Source organism: Ensifer sp. Root278 (assembly GCF_001429285.1).
Taxonomy (GTDB): Bacteria; Pseudomonadota; Alphaproteobacteria; order Rhizobiales; family Rhizobiaceae; genus Ensifer.
Window position 1 is genome coordinate 176,148 of the sequence record NZ_LMJJ01000040.1, and the last position, 19,749, is coordinate 195,896.

At 62.5% G+C, this 19,749-nt stretch carries 24 protein-coding genes, 1 tRNA gene and 1 riboswitch; of the genes, 12 read left to right on the forward strand and 13 right to left on the reverse strand.

All coding sequences use genetic code 11. The features are described 5' to 3' along the window. Nucleotides 1-112: 112 nt before the first annotated feature. Nucleotides 113-418, forward strand: coding sequence for a hypothetical protein (locus ASE60_RS22680; RefSeq protein WP_057253200.1), 306 nt, complete (start codon nt 113-115; stop codon nt 416-418). A gap of 365 nt (nt 419-783) precedes the next feature. Continuing rightward, the gene (locus ASE60_RS22685; RefSeq protein WP_057253202.1) at nt 784-1,188 is read left to right on the forward strand and encodes a hypothetical protein; all 405 of its coding nucleotides are present in this window, start codon (nt 784-786) and stop codon (nt 1,186-1,188) included. 454 nt (nt 1,189-1,642) lie between these two features. On the opposite strand, the gene ASE60_RS22690 is transcribed toward ASE60_RS22685, so the two are convergent. Beyond that, the gene (locus tag ASE60_RS22690; RefSeq protein WP_057253203.1) at nt 1,643-2,383 is read right to left on the reverse strand and encodes an SIMPL domain-containing protein; all 741 of its coding nucleotides are present in this window, start codon (nt 2,381-2,383) and stop codon (nt 1,643-1,645) included. Nucleotides 2,384-2,640: 257 nt separating this feature from the next. Between ASE60_RS22690 and ASE60_RS22695 the strand changes: the two genes are divergently transcribed. The 3 genes from ASE60_RS22695 to ASE60_RS22705 all read left to right on the forward strand — a co-directional run bounded on the left by ASE60_RS22695 (nt 2,641) and on the right by ASE60_RS22705 (nt 4,877). Further along, nucleotides 2,641-2,716: transfer RNA gene (locus tag ASE60_RS22695), tRNA-Ile, on the forward strand. 764 nt (nt 2,717-3,480) lie between these two features. Next, complete coding sequence (locus ASE60_RS22700) at nt 3,481-3,834, forward strand: hypothetical protein (RefSeq protein ID WP_058324750.1); 354 nt, start codon at nt 3,481-3,483, stop codon at nt 3,832-3,834. Between the two features lie 182 nt (nt 3,835-4,016). Then, a complete protein-coding gene (locus ASE60_RS22705; protein ID WP_156414707.1) occupies nt 4,017-4,877 on the forward strand; it encodes a glycosyl hydrolase in 861 nt (286 codons plus the stop codon). 120 nt (nt 4,878-4,997) lie between these two features. On the opposite strand, the gene ASE60_RS22710 is transcribed toward ASE60_RS22705, so the two are convergent. From ASE60_RS22710 to ASE60_RS22720, 3 genes are all read right to left on the reverse strand, one after another. Next, nucleotides 4,998-5,237, reverse strand: coding sequence for a DUF982 domain-containing protein (locus ASE60_RS22710; RefSeq protein ID WP_057253209.1), 240 nt, complete (start codon nt 5,235-5,237; stop codon nt 4,998-5,000). A gap of 128 nt (nt 5,238-5,365) precedes the next feature. Further along, on the reverse strand, nt 5,366-6,088 hold the full coding sequence (locus tag ASE60_RS22715; RefSeq protein WP_082616102.1) for a GntR family transcriptional regulator: 723 nt from the start codon (nt 6,086-6,088) through the stop codon (nt 5,366-5,368). 205 nt (nt 6,089-6,293) lie between these two features. Further along, entirely contained in the window at nt 6,294-7,088 is a 795-nt protein-coding gene (locus ASE60_RS22720; protein ID WP_057253211.1) for a DUF1194 domain-containing protein, read from the reverse strand. A 157-nt stretch (nt 7,089-7,245) separates the two neighbouring features. Between ASE60_RS22720 and ASE60_RS22725 the strand changes: the two genes are divergently transcribed. Further along, nucleotides 7,246-8,553, forward strand: coding sequence for a glucoamylase family protein (locus ASE60_RS22725; RefSeq protein WP_057253213.1), 1,308 nt, complete (start codon nt 7,246-7,248; stop codon nt 8,551-8,553). Continuing rightward, nucleotides 8,550-9,398 carry a (2Fe-2S)-binding protein gene (locus ASE60_RS22730; protein WP_244495686.1) on the forward strand — a complete coding sequence of 283 codons (849 nt, stop codon included), beginning with the start codon at nt 8,550-8,552 and terminating at the stop codon, nt 9,396-9,398. The genes ASE60_RS22725 and ASE60_RS22730 overlap by 4 nt, the downstream gene beginning before the upstream one ends. Nucleotides 9,399-9,448: 50 nt before the next feature. On the opposite strand, the gene ASE60_RS22735 is transcribed toward ASE60_RS22730, so the two are convergent. The 3 genes from ASE60_RS22735 to ASE60_RS22745 all read right to left on the reverse strand — a co-directional run bounded on the left by ASE60_RS22735 (nt 9,449) and on the right by ASE60_RS22745 (nt 11,614). Beyond that, complete coding sequence (locus ASE60_RS22735; RefSeq protein WP_057253217.1) at nt 9,449-10,246, reverse strand: CbtA family protein; 798 nt, start codon at nt 10,244-10,246, stop codon at nt 9,449-9,451. Between the two features lie 195 nt (nt 10,247-10,441). Continuing rightward, nucleotides 10,442-10,618, reverse strand: a complete 177-nt coding sequence (locus ASE60_RS22740) for a CbtB-domain containing protein (RefSeq protein WP_057253219.1) — start codon at nt 10,616-10,618, stop codon at nt 10,442-10,444. Nucleotides 10,619-10,659: 41 nt separating this feature from the next. Then, a riboswitch (cobalamin riboswitch) is annotated at nt 10,660-10,923 on the reverse strand. Next, nucleotides 10,922-11,614 carry a TetR/AcrR family transcriptional regulator gene (locus ASE60_RS22745; protein ID WP_057253221.1) on the reverse strand — a complete coding sequence of 231 codons (693 nt, stop codon included), beginning with the start codon at nt 11,612-11,614 and terminating at the stop codon, nt 10,922-10,924. It overlaps the preceding riboswitch by 2 nt. 103 nt (nt 11,615-11,717) lie before the next feature. Between ASE60_RS22745 and ASE60_RS22750 the strand changes: the two genes are divergently transcribed. Both ASE60_RS22750 and ASE60_RS22755 read left to right on the forward strand, forming a co-directional pair. Next, the gene (locus ASE60_RS22750; RefSeq protein WP_057253223.1) at nt 11,718-12,548 is read left to right on the forward strand and encodes an NAD(P)H-binding protein; all 831 of its coding nucleotides are present in this window, start codon (nt 11,718-11,720) and stop codon (nt 12,546-12,548) included. Beyond that, a complete protein-coding gene (locus ASE60_RS22755) occupies nt 12,545-13,024 on the forward strand; it encodes an anthrone oxygenase family protein (protein WP_057253225.1) in 480 nt (159 codons plus the stop codon). The genes ASE60_RS22750 and ASE60_RS22755 overlap by 4 nt, the downstream gene beginning before the upstream one ends. Nucleotides 13,025-13,092: 68 nt before the next feature. On the opposite strand, the gene ASE60_RS22760 is transcribed toward ASE60_RS22755, so the two are convergent. The 5 genes from ASE60_RS22760 to ASE60_RS22780 form a co-directional block, all read right to left on the reverse strand. Further along, nucleotides 13,093-13,344: an SRPBCC domain-containing protein gene (locus ASE60_RS22760; protein WP_057253227.1), complete on the reverse strand. Its 252-nt coding sequence runs from the start codon at nt 13,342-13,344 to the stop codon at nt 13,093-13,095. Nucleotides 13,345-13,644: 300 nt separating this feature from the next. Then, on the reverse strand, nt 13,645-14,814 hold the full coding sequence (locus ASE60_RS22765; protein ID WP_057253229.1) for an IS110 family transposase: 1,170 nt from the start codon (nt 14,812-14,814) through the stop codon (nt 13,645-13,647). Nucleotides 14,815-14,877: 63 nt separating this feature from the next. Beyond that, complete coding sequence (locus tag ASE60_RS22770) at nt 14,878-15,213, reverse strand: hypothetical protein (protein WP_057253231.1); 336 nt, start codon at nt 15,211-15,213, stop codon at nt 14,878-14,880. Then, nucleotides 15,210-15,572: a metalloregulator ArsR/SmtB family transcription factor gene (locus ASE60_RS22775; protein ID WP_057254352.1), complete on the reverse strand. Its 363-nt coding sequence runs from the start codon at nt 15,570-15,572 to the stop codon at nt 15,210-15,212. Before ASE60_RS22775 ends, ASE60_RS22770 begins: the two co-directional genes overlap by 4 nt. A gap of 50 nt (nt 15,573-15,622) precedes the next feature. After that, complete coding sequence (locus ASE60_RS22780) at nt 15,623-16,438, reverse strand: crotonase/enoyl-CoA hydratase family protein (RefSeq protein WP_057253234.1); 816 nt, start codon at nt 16,436-16,438, stop codon at nt 15,623-15,625. Nucleotides 16,439-16,521: 83 nt separating this feature from the next. On the opposite strand from ASE60_RS22780, the gene ASE60_RS22785 reads away from it, so the two are divergent. Then, on the forward strand, nt 16,522-17,136 hold the full coding sequence (locus ASE60_RS22785; protein ID WP_057253236.1) for a TetR/AcrR family transcriptional regulator: 615 nt from the start codon (nt 16,522-16,524) through the stop codon (nt 17,134-17,136). A 123-nt stretch (nt 17,137-17,259) separates the two neighbouring features. Then, a complete protein-coding gene (locus tag ASE60_RS22790; RefSeq protein WP_057253238.1) occupies nt 17,260-17,610 on the forward strand; it encodes a VOC family protein in 351 nt (116 codons plus the stop codon). A gap of 138 nt (nt 17,611-17,748) precedes the next feature. Here ASE60_RS22790 and ASE60_RS22795 read toward each other — a convergent pair whose 3' ends face one another. Then, entirely contained in the window at nt 17,749-19,032 is a 1,284-nt protein-coding gene (locus tag ASE60_RS22795; protein WP_057253241.1) for a cystathionine gamma-synthase family protein, read from the reverse strand. 126 nt (nt 19,033-19,158) lie between these two features. On the opposite strand from ASE60_RS22795, the gene ASE60_RS22800 reads away from it, so the two are divergent. Then, nucleotides 19,159-19,617: an Lrp/AsnC family transcriptional regulator gene (locus ASE60_RS22800; protein ID WP_057253242.1), complete on the forward strand. Its 459-nt coding sequence runs from the start codon at nt 19,159-19,161 to the stop codon at nt 19,615-19,617. Nucleotides 19,618-19,749 lie beyond the last annotated feature (132 nt).

Below are 19,749 nucleotides of genomic sequence, written 5' to 3' on the forward strand. Positions count from 1 at the left end.
GACAGAAACGCGCGATGGCGGAAATTTACGATGGCAGGCGCGCGCGAGCCGCCTATCCTAGGGCACCGGTTGCCGACCGGATTGTTGTTTTGCGTTGACCAGGAGAAGATCCATGAAAGCCATGTTTCGCAATTCGGTTCTGGCGGTTGCGCTCGCCGTGACGAGCTTCGCGAGCCTGCCGGCGGAGGCTGCGGCCCGGATGCCGCTGCCGACGATGGAGCGTGGCGACGTCGATCTCGTTCGCCATCGCGGCTACTGCTCGCCGCGCGAAGCACTGCGCAGGGCCTGGCGCCTGGGCTTCCAACGCGCCCGGGTCGAGCGGGTCACCCATTCCCGTGTCGTCGTGGTCGGTTGGCGCCGCGGGTATTTGAGCCGGGTCGTCTTCGCCAATGCCTATGGTTGCCCGCGAATCGGCTGACCACCACCTTCGACGCCAGAAGATACCTCGGCGTTGTTTGGGCGCGGCCATCCCGGCGGCGCCTGATTTGCCTTTGCCGCGATGATCGTGCGGGCGATTTGCTCCTTGCGTTCCGAGCCGCTTCGTTGCGCGTCTTGATCGCAAGAAGTCATTTTGGATCAGTAGCTTATCATTCACAAGCGCTCCGTGTGACCGCCTTCCTTGCAAGGCGAATCTCGCGCCAAGAGGGGCGGATCGCGCTCCGGCATTCTGAACCTCCCGTGAACACCAGGTTCCGCTGTCGTTCAGCTTGGGAAACCTATCCTTTGCTCAATCGCTTGGGACGGTGATTGCCCCATTGAACCCTTCAAGCCTGGAGAGATGTCATGAAGAACCGCTTTTTTAACGCCGCAGCCGCAGTCGTCATTGGATTGACTGGCCTGCTTGGTGCAGCCTCCACCGCTTCGGCGGACTCGATCGAGTTCGGCTTCGGCCCGGGCGTCGACGTGCAGTACCGCGACGACGTGCAGTACCGCGACTATAACGGCGGCTACGGTGACGAAGGCGACTGGGGTCGCGGCCGCGGCCGTGACCGCCACTGGGATCGTGATCGCCGCGGCCGCTGCGCACCGTGGATGGCCGTCGACAAGGCCCGCGATCGCGGCCTGCGCCGCGCCTATGTCGCCGACGTCACGCCGCGCCGCGTCGTCGTCGAAGGCCGCCGCCACGGCTACCGCCAGACGATCGTCTTCGCAAACGCCCGCGGCTGCCCGACGATCGGTCGCTGGTAACAAATCTTCCCGCCTTGTCTCCCCCGTCCGGCGGAAGAATGGCCCCTCATGCTTCGGCATGGGGGGCCTTTTTCGTTTTTGCCAACGGGTGGTCATGCCCAGGCACGCGCTCCGAGGCGGCCCCTCTGCCAGCTATTTTGGGAAAACGCCTCTCCTCGAGCACCATCCTCGAGCCTGACCCGCGCCGACGCGCACATCGATGACGGTCTTGATCCTCGCCTCAAGGGCGAGGATGACCGTGCGTGGGGCGAGCCGGTTTCGACCCAAAGGCTTCCTTTGGCGGTCGGACTGTCGGTAGCCGCAACCGCGGCAATACCTGCTTCGCACCTCCACACACATCCGCAGGCGCACACTCGGCGTGCCGCCCAAAAACACTTCGCCCCCGGCGCCGATCTCCGGCACCAGGGGCGAGGATTAGGTGAAAGCCCACGCGGTTGCGGCGGGCCTTGCAAGCTTACTGCTTGATTTCGAAGGTCACGTTGACCGTGACGTTGTAGCTGTTCTCGCCGGTTGCGACCGGCACGGCATCGGCGGCATATTCCTTGGCCATGCCGGCGCGCATCATCGGGACCGGCTCGGGACGGAAGCCCTGTTCTGAGATGTTGAGGATCTTGCCGATCGAGACGCCTGCAGCTTCGGCGAGAACCTTCGCCTTGACGATGGCGTCGGCGACCGCCGCCTTGCGCGCCTCGGTGATGACCCCTTCCGGCTTGTCGTTGGTGAATTGCACGCCGCCGCCCTGGTTCACGCCGAGCGTCACCGACTTGTCGACGATTTCGCCGAGCTTGGCGAGGTCACGCACGCGGACGCTGACGCCGTTTACCACCTGGTAGCCGATCAGCTCCGGCGGGCGATTGCCGCCGTCGGTATTGGTCGGATAGTTGTATTGCGGGTTCACCGAAAAGCCGCTCGTCTGCAGGTCGCGATCGGCAATGCCGTCGGCCCTCAACGCCTTTAGCACTTCGGCCATGGCCTTGTTGTTGGCGTCCAGCGCTTCGCGGGCGGTCTTGGCGTCCTTGACGACGCTGAGCTGCAGGACCGCCATGTCGGGCGCGACCGTCGCGCGGCCTTCGCCGGCAACGACGATGGTTGCCTTGTCCTTGTCGGTCTCCTGCGCCTGAGCGGCGGCTACACCGGCAAAAGCGGCGGCAAAAGCGGCGATCGAAAGCGTGCGGGCAGTGCGTGTGGAAATCATGGTCTATGTCTCTCCGGTTGTTCCGTCCCTGGCGTCTTCATGCTCGGCGATTGTGTGAGCATTGCGGCAATGGCTTGTCGGCAAAAAGGTTTTCGGCTAGAGCCATTGCCACCGCGAACTGCCATTGGTTCGCGCACCTGGATCACTACGGTGCCACGCGTTTTTATCAGAGGCGCAAAGGTTGCTGTAGTACTTAGAGTTGCTGCATGTCTTATCCTCGAATCGGTACGTTTTGAGGACGCCTGCAGATCCAGCGTGGGCCTGTAGCTCAATGGTTAGAGCCGGCGGCTCATAACCGCTTGGTTGGGGGTTCGAGTCCCTCCGGGCCCACCATTCATCTCTCTCCAAATCGGCTGCCTGAAATGTGGAGAACGAAACATGTTGGGGTTGTTGCGCCAGGTTATCGACAGCCAGTAATTGTGCCTGTTCCAGAAGCCACATTACGGTTGAAGGTTGAAGGCCGGATGGCGAGCATTCATCGCGCCGGCTCTCTTTGAGCCCTGACCGGTACAGCAAAAAAAATGCCCGCAGGACGCGGGCAGTTTTGGAGTGGGCGCATACGCTCAAACATGTTGCGCCTGGCACCAAAGTGGCTGCCAGAGGTCAACGAACTGTAAATGCGCGGTGGCTAAAAATGAGGAATGGGGCGCTGTTTTCGTTCCATGGCGTGCCACTTGACCGATAAGCGTGGCGTTTGCGGCGTCTTTGCCGCCAATTTTCCGCTGTCGTGCGAGATTTTTCCTTGCGAACCATCCGGCGTTACCGTTGCCGCATCTACCACCGGGCGTGGTGGCCAGTGGAGTGGGTAGGGTCGCCGGTGGTGGGCGCGTTCGCCTTCGCGTCTCCTGTCGGGCAAGCATCTGGTTTTCCTGCTTTGTCTTCCCGATCCTGATGTCGCCTTCCGAGCCCAGTGTGCGATCGATCTGCGGCCGCGTTGGCGCATGGGCCAGTGCCTTCAGCTGCAACCGCTGGAAGAAAAGCCTAAGAAAGAATTTGTTAATTTAAGCAATTTATAATGGAAAGGGGGTTGAACAATGCCGCCATATCCCCCAAAGGAGGCACCGGGCGGCCATAGCCGCCAATTCGAAAGGATGCTTATGCGAGATAAGACCGCATGTGCCGGCGAGAGCCGAACCACCATTTCGGGTTTCAAGTATCTCGTACCGACCGCTTCCATTCTTGGCCTTCTGCTCCTGTCCGCCGGCTGCTCGTCGACGGTCATCGGTGAAACGCCGCTGTTTTCGTCGAGCCATTCCAGCGCCTATGCAAGTCCTTCGGTCAAGATACGCAAGGAAGAGAAGCAGTTGCGGGTCGCCGAGGCTGATGAGGATGTGGTCGCGCCGCAGCCGGTGAAAAAGAGCGCAACCAGCTATCTGGGCCGCGCGCCCTATATCTGTTCGCCGAGCGGCTTCGGCCGCACGTCGCACTGCTTCCTGAGAGCTTCGCTCTAACGGGACTGTCTCTGTTCGAGTTTGCTCTGTTCGAGTTTGCGTAACTCCGGTGCGGTGAAGCCGCCTCGGATCGTTGGGGATCGGGGCGATCCCCTCTTTGGCGGTGACCTTCTGACCGCCGCACGCGTGATGTGTCCGGTTTCATTCGCGGCGTCGAGAGACGATCCGCCGGAGAATGTTCGTTGTCTGCCAGACTTTTGAGAGCAGCCCTTGCCGCGGGAACGCTGGCGCTTTTTGCCGTCACCGGAACACCGGCGGCGCGCGCGGATGACCCGGCCGATGGCATCGACCGGGCGCTGACGACTGCGGCGATCGCGCCGCAGGCAAAAGGCGCAACGGAGAGGGCGGTCGCCATCGGCGTCTACGATCCACATGACGTCGTTGCCGACAGCGATGCGCTCGAGCTCGAACATGTCTTCGTCTACTGGCAGAAGCCGGACCGGGCGCTGTTGAAGCGCAAGATCGCGACCGCGGCGCGGCAGGGGCGGGCGTTGATGCTCTCGGTCGAGCCCTATACCCATGCCACCGACTGGCGCGCCGGCGGCGAAAGGCTGTTTGCCGATATCGGCAAAGGCCGCTTCGATCGCGAGATCGGCGACGTTTGTGCCCGTGCGGCCGCTTTCGATGGCCCGGTCTATGTGCGCTGGGGCCACGAGATGGAGGACCCCGACGGTCGCTATCCCTGGGCGCGCCCAGACAAGGAAGGCTACAAGAAGGCGTTTCGTTATTTCGTCGGCAAATGCCGGGAGCTGGCGCCGGAAGCGCGGTTCGTCTGGTCGCCGAAGGGCCATCGCAATCTCGCCGGTTATTATCCGGGTGACGATGTCGTCGATGTCGTCGGGATCCCCGTCTGGGGCCTGCAGAAGATGGATGTCGACTATTGGGGGCGTGAGCGTCGCTTCGGCGAGGCGCTGAACGAAAAATACCAGCGCGTCGCGGGCTTCGGCAAACCGGTCATGATCGCCGAACTTGGCGTTTCGGGCTCGGCGGACTACAGGCGCGCCTGGTACAAGACGAAGGAAGCGGCCGAACTCGCCGACTGATCGTCTCTTTCGTCAAAGGTGAAGCCGCGCTTGTTCCGCGCGCCCTTGGGGGGGCGATGCGCCGATCGTCCTTCGGCGCATCGTGAGAGACCCGATCTACGGACCTTGGGGACTTCCACGTCAGGCCAGAAGCAGGCCCGATTCGCGGGCAGCGGCAGCAAAGCAGCGGCTGGCCCGGTCCGTACTCGTCAATCCATCCAGCGCGTCCAGGCAGCGCCTGAGAGCCGCGCGGTATTCCCGTCCGCGACGTCCCGGCCATTGCCGCAGCAACTCGACGGCTTCGAAGACCGTTCTGACGACGGTCTGCCGTTTTGCAGATAACCGGAGGGGGATGGGAGTGGCGAAGAACTTCTCGCTCATTTGCTTTCCTCGTTCTCAGTCTTTTTCGAGCGCGAGGCCAACGCTGTGGCGCGGGAATGGTTCCGCCGGATCAGCGACTTTTTTCGGCCCGTGAACTTTTCGTGATTCCTGAAGTCTGAGGGCGGGCCCTAAAGCTCGAGTGCTGCCTTGAGGTCGGTCGATTTGTGGACGCGCAGGTCGAGATCGGCTTCGATATGGTCGATATGGTGGACCATCAGTTTGGCTGCGGTATCGACGTCGCCGCGTTCCAGCGCGTTGACGATCTCGTCGTGTTCGTTGTGGCCGCAGCTCGAAACGGTCGACTGGCCGTAAAGCGCGATCACCAGCGAGGAGCGGGCAATGAGTTCGTCCATGAAGCGGCGAAGAATGGCGTTGCGGCTGAGATCGGCGAGCGCCAGGTGAAAATCGCCTGATGCCTTGATCTCGGCGCGGCGGGCCGAGTGGCCGCGCTGTTCGGTGAGCTGCCGTTCGGCCGCCAGCATGCGCCGGAGCTCGGCGAGCTCGGCCTTGCCGATATGGGGCGCCGCGGCACGAACGACGCCGGGTTCGATCAGCCGGCGGGTCGCGAAGATCTGGCGGGCTTCGTCGATCGAGGGATGGGCGACAAAGGCGCCGCGGTTCTTCTCGACGCTGACGAGCCCTTCATAGGAGAGCGCCTGCAGGGCGGCGCGCACCAGCGTGCGGCTGACATTGAAGAGTTCGCCGACATCGCTTTCGGAAAGCTTGGTGCCGGGGGCGAGCCGCCGCTCGACGATCGCATCGCGCAACGTGTCGCGGATATGCTGACTGCCAGTGTCGGCGGCGGTGTCTGTGGCCATGTCGGCCAGTGGAGGCGTGGTGGTCAAGGACATGAATCGATCCGCGAAATAACGGCTCATCTTATCGCCGGGCGAAGCGAAGGGAAACGACAATCTGACGCGCATGGGTTGCGCGCCGACAACTGCATGTTTCCTTAAATCGTACCCGATTTAAGGACGAAACATGCAGCGTTTCAAAGTGCTAGGGCGACCATTGCGCGTCTGATAAGACGCGCGGCGCTGTAGGGGCGGCGAGGGGCTATTTGTCGAGTTCGGGATAGACGCGGTCGAGGAAGCCGGGCCTGAGCTTCTCGCCGATCAGGCAGTCGGATGCCGGAAGGGCATCGGCCAGGCGGACGGTGGGCGGCGGCGGCAGGCCGCTGACCTCGAGCACCAGCTTCTGGCGAATTGCGATCGAAAAATCCTCCGGCTCGTGCACCGGCAGCACGAAGGACCCGGGACCGCCGATGACGCATTCGGCGTAATACTGGTCGAGCGGGCCGGTCGAGACCGAGGGGCGGATGAGGATCGCAAGCCCGTTGATGGTGATGCCGCGGGCGACTGCCGTCTCGCGGGCGGGAATGACCGGCGGGCCGATATTGTTCGGGCCGTCGCCGGAAACGTCGATGACCCGGCGTATGCCGTTGAAGGCGTTCGAATCGATCAGCACCGTACCGTAGGTGATCGCGTTCGAGATCGACGTGCCGCGCCGGGTGCCGACCGGTCGCGCCTCGATCAGCTTGGCAAAGGCATCGGCGTCGGCGGCGGTTGAGATCACTTGCCAGGCGACGACGGAGGATTCGTTAACCGTTCCGGCCCATTCGAAATAGCCGATGGCGATCTTGCCCAGTTGCCCGCTTGCGACCGCATCGAGGAAATCGCGGTGCCGGAGCGCCTCCACGTAACCGGCGCGCTGGATGCGCGCCTCGTCCAGATCCATCGAGCCGGACATGTCGACGGCCAGGATCAGTTCGACATCGACATCCGTCGACGCGGCGGTCGATGGGCTCGGGCCACCACTCAATGAGAGGATCAACGCCAACACGCTCAACATCGCTTCAACCAGTCATTGCGCGCGGTCAGATTAGAAGAATGTAACACAGGATTGGATTTCGGCGACTATTTGGGTGTAGCTGGCCTTCAACAAAGAGTGATTTGCCGGCGTTAGCCCAAAAGGACGTATGACGGGGGCCAGGGGCCGGAAGGGCGGAATGCTGAAACAGACGGAAAATGCCGAGCTATTTCAAACCGATGGCCTGCAGAAGGCGGCGTTCGGATACTTCCTCGATCACGCCGATCCGGCCACCGGATTGATCGCGGACACGTCGCTGCCGGGCGCGCCGTCGAGTATTGCGGCGACCGGTTTCGGCCTTTCCTGTTATCCCATCGGCGTCGAGCGCGGGTGGATTTCGCGCCGCGAGGCGATCGGGCGGGTGTTGACCACGCTGCGCTTCCTGGCCGAGAGCCCGCAGTCGCGCGACCAGCGGGCGAGCGGCTATCGCGGCTTCTACTATCACTTTCTCGATATGCGGACCGGCGAGCGCACCTGGAGCAGCGAGCTCTCGACCGTCGATACGGCGCTGCTGATCGCCGGATGCCTGACCACCTCCGCTTATTTCTCCGGCGAGGACACGGGGGAATGCGAGATCCGCACGCTCGCCGAAAGGCTCTATGCTCGCGTGGATTGGCGCTGGGCGTTGAACCGCAGTGACACACTGACGATGGGCTGGCGCCCGCCCGGCCGGTTCCTGAAGCATCGCTGGCGCGGGTACAGCGAGGCGCTGCTGCTCTATGTGCTGGCGCTCGGGGCGCCCGATCATGCGATCGAGCCGGAGCACTACGCCGCCTTTACGGAGGGTTACGACTGGATCGCGGCTGACGGCGGGCCCCATCTCCATGCGGCGCCGCTGTTCATCCACCTGTTCCCACAGGCCTGGCTTGACCTTCGCGGTCTCGGCGATCGGCCGATGCGCGAAAGGGGGACGGATTACTTCGAGAATACCCGGCGCGCCATCGCGCTGCAGCGCGACCATGCGTGGCGAAATCCCGGTGGCTTCGCCGGCTATGGCGAACGCCTCTGGGGGATCAGTGCCTGCCATGCGCCACGCGGCCGGCTGCGCCTCAAGGACGGACGCTGGCAGCGGCTTTTGGGCTACGTCAACCGCGGCGCACCCTTCGGTCCGGATGACGGCACGCTCGTGCCCTGGGCTGCAGCGGCCTGTCTGCCTTTCGATCCGGATGCGTCCCTATCGGCCCTCGGCCATGTCGCGGCCGGCTATCCCGGGCTTCTGAAGGAAGGGCGCTTTCCGGGCGGGTTCAATCCGAGCCTTGCAGGCGAGGGGCCTGCGGGTTGGATCGACGAGCGTGTCGTCGGCCTTGACCAGGGGCTCGTCGTGATGATGATCGAGAATTGGCGGAGCGGCTTCGTCTGGGAGCTGACACGCAGCCTGCCGGCGATCCGGCGCGGTCTTGAGCGCGCGGGATATGAGGGCGGCTGGCTGGCGACGGAGACGGCATGAATTCGAGAAATCACCAGCGGATGGCGCGGACGGTCGAGGGATATCCGCCGCAGGCGCTGGCAGTGGTCGAGCGGTTGCACGCGCAGTTCCCCGACGCCGGTGTCTCGCTCGGGCCGGCGGACAGTGCCTTCAGCGCACCGGCCGCCTTCTGGGCCGCTGGTGGGACCGGGATCGAGCAGAGCCTTGCCTATCAGGACTTTTTCGCAATCGGCATGACGGACCGGATTCGGGCGGCACATCTGATCGCCTTCTACAGCCGCCAGCTGAGTGTGGTTCTCGGCGCGCTCTATCTTGGCGCGGGTCTTCAGGCGCAGATCGCCGGGCTTCGCTTCGAAGAGTGGACCCGCCTTCACCATGATCGGGAAGTTGCCGGCAAGCGTTATCATTTCCGCCTCGGTGTGGCGGAAGGGCCGCAGCATGCCGAAGGCATCAGCGCTTTCGAGCGCGGCTTCACGGCCCATCTGGCGCCGGTCATCGCGGTCCTGAAAAAGCGCACCGGGCTTTCTTCCGGGGCGCAGTGGCGGCTGGCAGCGGATTCCCTTGCCGGAGCGTTCCTGGAGATCGGTCGCGCGATCGGTGACGAGGCGCGCGGCATGGCCGAGGCGCTTGCGATCGTCAAGCGGCGGGGCTCGCGGTTGTTCTCGGAAGAGCTCTGCTACGAGGAGATCTCCGCGGTCGATCCGGCAAGCGGCGCGCAACTGTCGCGCCAATATCGGATCCGTTGCGGCTGTTGCCTCTACTTCCAAACGGAGGGTGGCAGCTTCTGCGATACCTGCGTCCTGCTGGAGCCGGACGATCGCCGCGCGCGGCTGGCCGCGCATCTCATGCAAAACGGCGGGGCCTGAACCCCGCCGTCGTTTGTTCAGGTGCCCATGGGGGGGCGTGATCGGCCGGATCAGTTTGCTCTCGCGAAACGCTCGTTGATGAAGCCGGAGACGACGCCAAGCACGATCCAGAAGGCGAGCGTGGTGGCGAGTGCGGCAACCGCAAACTCGGCGCCGAGCACGGCCGGAACGTTGCTCGTAATATCGACCGGCTGCGGCGCGCCGTAGACGTGCGGCGCGGCGATCAACGCGAGGCCGACGACCTTGGACACGATTTCTTCGCGCAGGACGACGAGATAGAGACCGACTGCGGAGAGGGCGACGGTCGCCAGCCACCAGGTTTGGCGGTCGCCGAGTTCGGCGGCCGGGAAACCCGGCAGTTCCGGCGGCAGGCCGATTGCCGGCAGCATGTGCACGGCAAGCCAGCCGCAGGCGCCCCAGAGCGCGCCGTTCCTAAGCGTGATCGGGTAGCCGATCACCAGGCTGACGCCGGCCAGGAGCAGGCCGAAGCCGGAGCCGGTGACGAGGTTGGCAATGAGTGTGCCGGAGAACCGGCTCATACCGAACATGATGCCGCCTTCCTCGTGTTCGCCCTCATGCGCATAGGCTGGCGTGATCGGCGACAGGGCATCGAGCATGGCGGAAAGCGGTGAGACCGCCTTCAGCGACGAATGCTGGTCATGGCCCTCGGCGGCGGGTTGCGTCGTTCCAGGCTGTGCAGCGGGCTGTTCGGTTGCGGCCGGAGCCTCGCCTTCGAATTCCTCCGCATGCAGGATCAGCGGGGTTACCCGAAATTCCTGGGCGCCGGTCATGAAGACACCGGCAATCAGTCCAGCCACGATCGCGGCCAGAAGCGTTCTGACAATCATCTTGAAGTCCCTCGATAACGGCAAAAGCCACGCGCTGCGGCGTGGTTTGCAAGCCTTCCCGTTCTGCCATGCGGATGGCCGTTGCGCGCCGGACGAAACCGGCATGCACAAACACCGACATCCGGCACAGGCCGGATGCGTTCATGTCCGCAGACACTTCGATGCGGAACGTGAGTTACGTTCCGGAACATCGTCTTAGTGGCAGGGGAAGCCGTAGGAGTGGCGGGTGTCGTGCGCGGTGTCGTGCAGCACGGCCGAATTGGCAAGGCCGGCACCGAAGACGAGGAATGCGCCGATGAAAAGCGCGATGACGCCAGCGGTCAGACGATCGCTGAGGGAGAGCGGAATGCTCGAAACAGTAGACGTAGCCATGACAACCTCCGTGATGGCATCGGGAAATTCCCGGTGTGGGCCCTATGCCCGTATCGAGTGGCAGGTTTCCTGGCTCACGGCGCTGGGCGGGAAGCCCTGGATCAGCCTCGCCTTCCCAGATCGACCACCCTCTCGTGGTCTCTTCCAGTGGCTTCTTCCGGATCGCTCCGGAATGGCAGATCGACGTCGCTCTACAGTCGCGGGGTCGGCCGTGATGTGAATGCCCAGCATGGGTCCATCCGTCACGTTCCCGTTTACTCCCGAAACACGTTCGTGTCCCGGGAACCAATCGATCTCTGATGATTAGGATCGCACCCCTAATATGTCAATTGGACTTGCGCCGCCGCCCGGTCCATCCGCGACAAAATCGCGGATGATCATGCGTTTATAGGCCTCGACGATGCGGTCGCCCTCGGCGCGATCGACCGACACCGCAAGCCGCATGGTGCAATCGCCGAGATGCATGATCAGGAAAGCGGCACTGTCGATGGTTTCGCGCGGGGTTTCGGGCACAAGCCGGGCCCAGACATCGGCAAGCAGTTTTCCGCCGGCGCGGCTTTGCAGAAGATCGATCTCGCGCAGCGCCTTGTCGGCCTGCATTGCCGACCAGATGTCGCGCATGACGGGCTCGGCCAGAAACATGTCGTAGTAGATGTCGAACAGCACGCAGAAGGCGTCGCGCAGTTCTGCGAGCGATGTGACCTTGGCAAGCTCGGCCGCGATGCACTCGTTGCACATGGCATTGTAGCGCTCGGCCAGCGTGCGCACGATCGCCGCCTTGTCGGGGAAGTACTGGTAGAGCGATCCGATCGAAATTCCAGCCTTTTCAGCAACTTCGCTCATGCGCATGGCGTCGCTGCCCTTTTCCTGAATGAGCGCCGTCGCGCAGGCTAGGATCTGTTCGACGCGCTCGCGGCTGCGTTTCTGGCTGGGTGTCCGGCGCAGGGCGGTTTCGTCTTCGGCGGGAACCGCGGATGGGCTTGTTTCTGAAATCATGAGTGATGCTCACATTTTGGCTTGACTCTTAAAATACGAGGATTTATCACATTTGCAAATGTGAGAGATGCTCATGTTTGTTGATGAACCTTAGGAGGAAACGATGTCTCAGAAAGTCACACTGGTTTTGGGCGGTACCGGCAAGACGGGGCGGCGGGTGGCTGAGCGCCTTCAAGAGCGGGGTGTTGCGGTGCGCATCGGCGCCCGCTCGGCATCACCGTCCTTTGACTGGACGGACGAGGCGACCTGGGCGCCTGTGCTCGAAAATGTCGATCGCATCTATGTCTGCTACCAGCCCGATCTGGCGGTGCCCGGCTCTGTTGAGACCATCCGCAAGTTCGCAAGCCTTGCCGTGGGCGCCGGCATCAGGCGGCTGGTGCTCTTGTCGGGGCGCGGCGAGGACGAGGCGGAAGCGGCCGAGCGCGAATTGCAGGCCTCCGGCGCTGACTGGACGATCGTTCGGGGGAGCTGGTTCTTCGAAAACTTCAACGAAGGCTTCCTGGCCGAGGGGGTCTCAAGCGGTTCGGTCTTCCTGCCCGTGGATACAGTCACCGAGCCTTTCGTCAGCTGCGACGACATCGCTGACGTCGCGGTTGAAGCGCTTCTCGACGATGATCATGTCGGCAAGGTCTATTCTCTGACCGGCCCGCGGCTGATGACCTTTGCTGAAGCCGTGGCCGAGATCGCTGCCGCGGCCAAACGCCCGATCTCCTATCAGGCCGTGCCGGTTGGCGACTTCGCCGCGCAATTGCAGGCTGACGGTGTGCCTGATGACTATGTCGAACTCATCCGCTATCTCTTCACCTCGGTGCTCGACGGGCGCAATTCGAGTGTGACGTCTGACGTCGAGCGCGTGCTTGGGCGGCGGCCGCGCGACTTTGCAACCTACGCCCGCGAGACCGCAGCAACTGGTGTCTGGAGTATTGCCGCATGATCCCGCTGATCCCCGCTCTGGCGTTTGCCGCCGCGATCGGTTCCGGCCTGATGGCCGGGTTGTTCTTCATCTTTTCGGTCTGCATCATGCAAGCCTTGTCGCGGCTGCCGCCGGAGCAGGGGATCGCCGCGATGAACGCCATCAACGTCGTCATCCAGAACCCGATCTTCCTCAGCGCCTTCATGGGCACGGCGCTGCTTGGCCTGGCGCTGATTGTCGTCGCGTTCATTTCGGGCGGCGAGGGCCGATGGCTGCTGGCCGCGGGCGGCCTGGTCTATGTCGTCGGCGTGCTTCTGGTGACGATCGTCTTCAACGTGCCGATGAACGACGCGCTTGCGGCCGCTGCACCCGGGCAGGCCGCGACCGATCTGTGGCTTGGGCGCTATCTCACCGATTGGGTCTGGTGGAACCACGTGCGCACCTTCGCCTCGATCGGTTCGCTGGCGCTCTTCATCCTCGGTTTCGCCCGCACGTGACAAAAAGCACCGGCAAGGCGGTCAATCCTTGCCGGTGCACCCTTCTGAGGTCTCGTCACCTCGGGCGGTCAGCGCTTGGGGATGCGCGCGTCGTACTGCTGTTCAAGCTCAGCAAACTTGCTCCAGAAGGCTGCAGGCTGCTCTCCTTCCAAAAGGTCGCGCAACAGGTCGAGATGCACGTGCCAGCCGGCGGAGAAGCTCGTCATGATGCCGCGGTTGGCGATCCGGGTATGGGTGACGATCAGCAGCACCTTGTCGCCGCGCGGGCTGAGTTCGAAGCGGACCTCGGAGGGCGTATCCGTGCCTTCGTCCCAGCTCACATGAGGATTTTGACGTCAAGATCGATCATCAATACATAGCGTTCTTTCTCCCATTTCTTGCAAACCCGTGGTCTGAGCCAGCATGCATGAGCCGGCGCGCATCCGTCGCCGGATCCAACTCACATTCGGTCGCCGTTATGTTCGACAGCACCACTATCCCGCTTGCGTAGCGGCAAGGCTCAGGAGAACGGAACCATTCTATAGGGCGGCATTTTAAGCCAAACTGCGACGAGGTTCGTTCACCGGATCCACCAGGATTGATCAGCCCTGGTGGATTTCTGGATTCGCTAAGGGCCGCCGTTAGGCGGTCTTCATCACAACGCCTTCAATGGTGACGCCTGCGGTAACGTATCTCCAAAGTGCGATCAGCAGTTTGCGCGCTAGTGCGACGATCGCGGTTTTCTTCAAACGTCCACCATTTGACTGGACCCGATCCACAAACCAGCGGCTGAGCACCGATCCCGGCTGGTTGCGCAGCCATAACCAGGCCAGCTGAATCATTGTCGTGCGCAATCGGGGATTGCCTGTTTTGGAAATGCCTTGTTCCTGATCGATGGTTCCGCTCTGCCAAGGGGTGGGTGCTAAGCCTGCGTAGGCAGCCACCTGTCGCCGATTGTCGAAATGCCGGCATAGCCCCTCGCTCCAGAGAATGGTGGCAAACTCAGCTCCAACACCCCTGATGGCCAGCAGCATTGCCGCCGGTGTTCCATGCGCAGAGCCTTCATGTACAGATAGCAAGGAATTCCGCTCGCTCTCCACCGCAGCGATCTGTTCAAGCAACAACTCAAGCCGATCGAGTTCACGCATTATTTGTGACTTGATATGCACCGGCAACGCGCGTCCGTCTCCGGTCTGGAGATCTTCGAGCCGATTGCGCCGGTTCTTATGCAGAGGTTCGTACCCGCTGACACCCTGGGCGAAGAGCAACCCCTTGATGCGGTTGACATGCCTCACCCGTTCCGCAATGAGCACTTTGCGCTCCCGGCAGATGCGGCGCCGATCTTCATCCTCGTGACTCGGCGCCTTTACCATCGCGCATACCCGCGGCTCACCGCGCTTGAACGCGAGGAGTGCCCGGACCAGTGCTTGGCCATCAATCCTGTCGGTCTTTGCGCGCCGGCGCCGACGTGACGTCGCGATCGATGCCGCGTCGACAACGTAGCTCTCGATCCCGCTTGCTTCCAACACACGGTGTATCCAAAAACCGTCCAACCCCGCCTCCTGAATCGTGACGATCGGAAACGTTCTTCCCGTTCGCAGCCGCGCCTTTTCCTGTATCTGGGCAAACCGAAGCCGCAGCTCGGGAATGTCGCCACTGTCAATTGAGTGTTTTGACATTTTCTCACCGCTGCCTGGAGACAGCGAAGTGATGAGCCAGCTCGATCGGCTCAATTCCAAAGACACAAAAATTGCGCCAAGATCGGTGCGGATGGCGGTCGGCGTTTCTGAGTGAACGGACGTAGTTCTCATAACCTACTCCTCCTGAGCGAGCGCTTTGATGCAGCCTCACTCTGCCAGAGCGCCGGCCGCTGTTCACTCCTCATGGGATCTATAGGCGAGCAGGCGCGGTGGCTCCCAGGCGAGCACATGCCCGTGCTTGCGAACCTCGCCGGCGTGATCGGCGTATTTTTTCGGCGGTAGATCATCCTCTGTCGTCAGTTCCGAATGGCGGAAGACGTGTTCGACCGCTGCACCCTCGGAAGAGCCGATCGTTCCCGATGCCATCCAGAGCCGGCGCTTGTTTTCCTCTGTCAGATAGGACCAGACCCGCTCGATCGGGCCGGGAAGCAGGCGTTCGATGCGCACCGCATCGGGGGCGATGACGCGGCCGTAGTCGGCGCTGGCAAAGGCTGTGGCAGGCGATGTCATGGCTTTTCCTCCGTATCGTTTTGAACAGTTGCGTCGTCGGCGAGCAGCAGCGCCTCAAGTGCGTCAATGCGCGTTCGCCAGAAGGCTTCGTAGTGGCGCATCCACTCCATACCTGCATGCATCGGCGCTGCATCGAGGCGGCATACATGCGTGCGACCTTTCACTTCGCGGCGCACGAGACCTGCTCCTTCCAGCACCTTGATGTGCTTCGATGCCGCGGCCAGCGAGATCGAGAAGGGGGCCGCAAGCTCGCCGACCAGTCTCTCGCCTTGCGAAAGGTTCTGGAGCATGGCGCGGCGCGTCGGATCCGAAAGCGCGTGGAACACGGCATCGAGATGTTCGTTCTGATATTCAACCATGTTGTTGAATATCACTTCGATTGCGAAGATTGTCAACCGTTTGGTTGAATTTAGTAGTGGCGCGAGAAGGAACCGTCGCGCGGCGGGTCGTCGTGGACGTGCCGTCGCTTCCAGGCGGCGAGCGCATCGGAGAGATCGTCGGTCGGCACCATCTGGGCGAACTGTTCGCTTTCCACCAGCAGCCCCTCTGCGATCGACATGTTGAGGCCGCGGGTGACGGCGGTGATGATCGAGCGGACGGCAAGCGGGGAATAGCCCATGATGCGGCTGGCCAGGTCGCGGGCGGCGGGCATCAGCTCCTCATGGGCGACGACGTGATTGACGAGCCCGATATCCCTAGCGCGTTCCGGCGAAAAATCCTCACCCGTCAACAGCAATTCGAGTGCGCGCTTGCGGCCGGCAAGCCGCGGCAGGCGCTGGGTGCCGCCGAAGGTCGGCGGCATGCCGAGCTTGATCTCCGGCTTGGCGAAGCGCGCCCGGTCACTGGCGATCGCCAGATGCACAGCCTCGGTGATCTCGCAGCCGCCGCCCAAGGCGATGCCGTTGACCGCGGCGATGACCGGCTTCGGAAAGGCTTCGAGCCGCGCCGTCAGAAGCTGGCCGCGGCGGACGAAATCGCGCACAGCCGGGTTTACGCCCGCAGCCACGCTTTCGGAGAACTCGTTGATATCGCCGCCGGCGGAGAAGGCGCGGTCGCCGGCGCCGGTGATGATCACCGCGCCGACAGCGTCGTTCACTTCGATCGTGTCGAGAAGGACCATGAGCCAGTCGATCAGCTCATAGTTCAGCGCGTTGAGTTTCTCCGGGCGGTTGAGGGTGAAGAGGGCGATCCCCTCGGAAATCTGCATCAGTACGGTCTTGGACATGGTCGCTCTCCGGCTAGGGTTGACGGGGAGAGGCTAGGTGAGTGAAGATGCCATGTATATTCACTAGTCGGTATACTTGAGCGATGGCGAAGGCAGAGAAATCGACCCGGGATGTGATCGTCGAAGCGGCGGAAAAGCTCTTCTATGCGGAGGGTATCCGCGCCGTCAGCGTCGATGCCGTGGCGGAAGCGGCGGGGGTGACCAAACGCACGCTCTACTACCATTTCGAAAGCAAGGACGAACTGATCGCCGCCTATCTCGAAGGCCGCGACCAGCCCAATCTCAAGCTCTTCCGGAAGTGGTTCGACACGGCCGAAGGGGAACTGGCCGACAAGGTCGAGGCGATCTTCTTCAACCTGGCGCGGGCGGCACGTCACCCGAAGTGGAAGGGCTGCGGTTTCCTGCGCACTTCGGCGGAACTGGCCAACATGCCGGGCCATCCGGCAATCCGCATCGGTGCAGCCCACAAGAAGAAGTTTGAGGCGTGGATGGCCGAGACCTTTATCGAAGCCGGCATTGCCGAGCCGATCATGCTGGCGAAGCAGATCCTGCTTCTGCTCGACGGCAGCTTCGCCGTGGTGCTGCTGCACCGGGATGCCAGCTATATGGAAACGGCAGGCAAGGCGGCGGCGACACTGGTGCGCGTGGCGCTTGCCGGTGCGGGCCTGCGACCTCAGACGGCGGTTGCTACACCCTGAGGCTGTCCGACGATTCCCTCTTCAATCAGGCACGTTTGGAAGGCAGTATGGCCGCATCGCCGTGAAAACCGACACCTGTGAGCGCAGAGCGCGCTCCGTTGCTCGCCGGATAAGGAAGAACCAATGACTGTCTTGCGTATCGTCTCCAATCTCCACGCCCCGGACCCACAGATGGCACAAGCCTTTTACGGCGACTTGTTGGAGCTCGACGTGGTGATGGATCATGGATGGATCCGGACCTTTGCGGCCAAGGGTGCTGCGGCGATGCCGCAACTGAGCGTCGCCAGCGAAGGCGGCAACAATACACCCGTGCCGGTGCTTTCGATCGAAGTGGACGACGTCGATCGAATTTACGCGCGCGCCAAGGCGGCAGGCGTGGAGATTGTCTACGACATCACCAACGAGCCCTGGGGCGTGCGCCGTTTCTTCATGCGCGACCCCTTCGGCAACATCATCAACATTCTGTCGCACTAGAGCAATTCCAGGAAAAGTGTGAAACGGTTTTCCGTCCGGAATTGCGTTATTTCAAAGACTTAGATCTTTTCACTGTTTCGGCGAAACAATGAAATGATCTAGGAGGCCGCCGGCTCGACCGGCGGCCGCGATATCGTGTCAGGCGACCGACAGGGCGTTTGAAAGATCGGCGACGAGATCATCCGGATGCTCGATACCGATCGACAGGCGGATGGTCGATTCCAGCACGCCGATGCGGTGGCGCACCTCGATCGGCACGCCGGAATGGGTCATGGCCGCCGGGTGGCTGGCGAGCGATTCCGTGCCGCCGAGGCTGACGGCGAGCTTGAAGATCTGCAGCGCATTGAGGAAGCGGAATGCCGCGTCCTGGCCACCCGTGATGTCGAAGGAGAAGGTTGATCCGGCGCCGGTGCACTGCGCCCTGAAGGTGCGGCCAACCGGCGAATCCTCGTCATGGAAGGGCAGGTAGTGGATGCGCTCGACCTTCGGGTGCTCGCGCAGGAACTCGGCGACGACGCGGGCATTGTCGTCGGCCTTCTGCATGCGCACCGACAGCGTTTCCAGCGAACGGCCGAGCATCCAGCAGGAATGCGGATCGAGTTGGGTGCCGATCGCGCCGCGCAGCGCCTTTACCTGCTTCATGACAGCCTTCGAACCGAGAGCCGCACCGGCGATGAGGTCGGAATGGCCGCCGACATATTTGGTCAGTGAATAGAGCGAGATGTCGGCGCCGTGTTCGATCGGCCGCTGGAAGACCGGGCCGAGCAGCGTGTTGTCGCAGGCGACCACAGGGGTATGACCCTGCTTCTTGCCGATCTGATCGGCGACGCGGCGGATCATGGCAACATCGACGAGGCTGTTCGTCGGGTTTGCTGGTGTTTCTACGAGAATCACCGAGACGCGGCCCTTCGCCATCGCCTCTTCGGCGGCGGCGCTGACGGCTGCTTCATTGACTCCATCGGCAAAGCCGACGGCCGCAACACCAAGATTGAGGAAGGTTCTGGCAAGCAGCGTCTCGGTGCCGCCATAGAGCGGCTGGCTGTGCAGCACCGCGTCTCCGGGCTTGACGAAAGCGAGCAGGGTGGTGGCGATCGCCGACATGCCCGACGAGAACAGCGCGCAGCTCTCGGTGCGCTCGTAGACGGCGAGGCGGTCCTCGACGATCTCGCTGTTCGGATGGTTGAAGCGCGAATAGACGAGACCGGCGCCGACACCCGCTGGCGGTTCCTTCCGACCGGAAACGAAATCGAAGAAATCGCGGCCTTCTTCGGCTGAGCGGAAGACGAAGGTCGAGGTCAGGAACACCGGCGGCTTGACGGCGCCCTCGGACAGTTCCGGATCGTAGCCATAGTTCAGCATCTGCGTTTCGGGATGCAGCTTGTGGTTTCCGATGTGGGTCTTGGAGGGATGCGGTGCGGTCATGACTTGTCTCCTGAAGGGAAGCGGACTCGACTAACTGGCAAATTATATCAGATGCTTGGACCGATCCTTGCTATTTCCGGCCCGATGTCTTTGAGTTGCGCAAAGAATTGGCTGAGTTGGAAAGATATGGCGCAGAAAATTGCCGACGAGACGGATCGCAGGATTTTGAAGGAGCTGGTGGCGGACGCGCGCCTCACCAACAACGAACTTGCCGAGCGCGTGGGGCTCTCGGCTTCGCCCTGTCTCCGCCGCCTGCGGCGGCTGGAGGAGACCGGTGTGATCCGCGGCTATACGGCGCTGATCGATCCGTCGATCGACGGCTGGACGATGACCGCAATCGCCACCGTCAGGCTCAGCCGCCAGCACGAGGACGAGATCGTGATGTTCGAGGAGGCGGTGCGCGGCTGGGACGAGGTGCTCGAATGCCATCTGGTGACCGGCTCGCGCGACTATGTGCTGAAGGTGATGAGCGCCGGGCTCGAGCACTACGAGCGCTTCATCAAGGAAAAGATTGCGCGGCTAAAATGCGTCGCCTCGATCGAAACGAGCTTCGTCATGAACACGATCAAGGAGCGGCGGATCTAGCGTCCACCCGGCAATAATCCTTTGAAGACGCTCGATTTTCTCCGGTCCTGCCACGATTTTGTAGGTGCGGCGGATCTTGCGAGGCATCCGAATTCAAGGGGGATCGACGCACCGGCTTCGGGTGGCGGCATT

Excerpts from the sequence above, each read along its gene's own strand:
- ASE60_RS22680 (WP_057253200.1), top strand. The coding sequence starts at position 113 with ATGAAAGCCATGTTTCGCAATTCGGTTCTGGCGGTTGCGCTCGCCGTG.
- ASE60_RS22685 (WP_057253202.1), top strand. The coding sequence starts at position 784 with ATGAAGAACCGCTTTTTTAACGCCGCAGCCGCAGTCGTCATTGGATTG.
- ASE60_RS22690 (WP_057253203.1), bottom strand. The coding sequence starts at position 2,383 with ATGATTTCCACACGCACTGCCCGCACGCTTTCGATCGCCGCTTTTGCC.
- ASE60_RS22700 (WP_058324750.1), top strand. The coding sequence starts at position 3,481 with ATGCGAGATAAGACCGCATGTGCCGGCGAGAGCCGAACCACCATTTCG.
- ASE60_RS22710 (WP_057253209.1), bottom strand. The coding sequence starts at position 5,237 with ATGAGCGAGAAGTTCTTCGCCACTCCCATCCCCCTCCGGTTATCTGCA.
- ASE60_RS22715 (WP_082616102.1), bottom strand. The coding sequence starts at position 6,088 with ATGTCCTTGACCACCACGCCTCCACTGGCCGACATGGCCACAGACACC.
- ASE60_RS22720 (WP_057253211.1), bottom strand. The coding sequence starts at position 7,088 with ATGTTGAGCGTGTTGGCGTTGATCCTCTCATTGAGTGGTGGCCCGAGC.
- ASE60_RS22725 (WP_057253213.1), top strand. The coding sequence starts at position 7,246 with ATGCTGAAACAGACGGAAAATGCCGAGCTATTTCAAACCGATGGCCTG.
- ASE60_RS22730 (WP_244495686.1), top strand. The coding sequence starts at position 8,550 with ATGAATTCGAGAAATCACCAGCGGATGGCGCGGACGGTCGAGGGATAT.
- ASE60_RS22735 (WP_057253217.1), bottom strand. The coding sequence starts at position 10,246 with ATGATTGTCAGAACGCTTCTGGCCGCGATCGTGGCTGGACTGATTGCC.
- ASE60_RS22740 (WP_057253219.1), bottom strand. The coding sequence starts at position 10,618 with ATGGCTACGTCTACTGTTTCGAGCATTCCGCTCTCCCTCAGCGATCGT.
- ASE60_RS22745 (WP_057253221.1), bottom strand. The coding sequence starts at position 11,614 with ATGATTTCAGAAACAAGCCCATCCGCGGTTCCCGCCGAAGACGAAACC.
- ASE60_RS22750 (WP_057253223.1), top strand. The coding sequence starts at position 11,718 with ATGTCTCAGAAAGTCACACTGGTTTTGGGCGGTACCGGCAAGACGGGG.
- ASE60_RS22755 (WP_057253225.1), top strand. The coding sequence starts at position 12,545 with ATGATCCCGCTGATCCCCGCTCTGGCGTTTGCCGCCGCGATCGGTTCC.
- ASE60_RS22765 (WP_057253229.1), bottom strand. The coding sequence starts at position 14,814 with ATGAGAACTACGTCCGTTCACTCAGAAACGCCGACCGCCATCCGCACC.
- ASE60_RS22770 (WP_057253231.1), bottom strand. The coding sequence starts at position 15,213 with ATGACATCGCCTGCCACAGCCTTTGCCAGCGCCGACTACGGCCGCGTC.
- ASE60_RS22775 (WP_057254352.1), bottom strand. The coding sequence starts at position 15,572 with ATGGTTGAATATCAGAACGAACATCTCGATGCCGTGTTCCACGCGCTT.
- ASE60_RS22780 (WP_057253234.1), bottom strand. The coding sequence starts at position 16,438 with ATGTCCAAGACCGTACTGATGCAGATTTCCGAGGGGATCGCCCTCTTC.
- ASE60_RS22785 (WP_057253236.1), top strand. The coding sequence starts at position 16,522 with ATGGCGAAGGCAGAGAAATCGACCCGGGATGTGATCGTCGAAGCGGCG.
- ASE60_RS22790 (WP_057253238.1), top strand. The coding sequence starts at position 17,260 with ATGACTGTCTTGCGTATCGTCTCCAATCTCCACGCCCCGGACCCACAG.
- ASE60_RS22795 (WP_057253241.1), bottom strand. The coding sequence starts at position 19,032 with ATGACCGCACCGCATCCCTCCAAGACCCACATCGGAAACCACAAGCTG.
- ASE60_RS22800 (WP_057253242.1), top strand. The coding sequence starts at position 19,159 with ATGGCGCAGAAAATTGCCGACGAGACGGATCGCAGGATTTTGAAGGAG.